Genomic DNA, 541 nt, shown 5'->3' with positions numbered 1-541 from the left:
GCCGGACCTTGGCCTCGCGGTCGGCGGTCCCTTCGATGAAAGTCCGGCCGAGGTACCGATTGCGCATCAGGCCTTCGACGGAGGGGATATTCAGCTCGAATCCCATCGCATCGGCCGCCCCCTTTGCCGTGTCGGGCACGGGGACGACGATCGTCTCGGCGTCGCGGGGCACGTCCTCCATCCGGGCCAGCTCGCGGCCGAGTTTTGCGCTGATCATGGCCGCGGCCCCGGTCTTTTGTGCCCTGTTTCTGTTCGGCGGTGTTTCGACCGGCCAGGTCTTGCGCGTCCTTTGTCGAGGTTAATGGTGCAAGAACATGTCGTGTCTGCCGTATTCTACCGGAGTCAACGGAGGGATTCTCGATTTTCTGGGGACCGAAGGTTCAGCAACAGGTCGCCGACGTACTCTTCGGCTCAAAGGACCGCCGGTACCGAGGTGATCGCGAACGCGGATCACCAGTTCTTCGTCTTCCGGAGCCTTCACAGTCAGGTAGCTGTCGATGTTGCCGTTCGAGTCGTCGTTGCCTTGCAGTCGTTGACCGTT

At 61.7% G+C, this 541-nt stretch carries 1 protein-coding gene and 1 pseudogene; both read right to left on the bottom strand.

Annotated elements, in window-relative coordinates:
* Window positions 1-217 (bottom strand): annotated as a pseudogene (locus AB1L30_RS00840) (amidophosphoribosyltransferase); the annotation flags it as partial.
* A gap of 81 nt (window positions 218-298) precedes the next feature.
* Window positions 299-541 (bottom strand): hypothetical protein (locus AB1L30_RS00835; protein ID WP_367011447.1); only part of this gene is annotated, 243 nt, incomplete at its 5' end.

The sequence above is a fragment of the Bremerella sp. JC817 genome (genome assembly GCF_040718835.1).
GTDB lineage: Bacteria > Planctomycetota > Planctomycetia > Pirellulales > Pirellulaceae > Bremerella.
The sequence above is the reverse complement of the archived record's forward strand: the minus strand, read 5'-3'. Positions and strand labels throughout refer to the sequence as shown.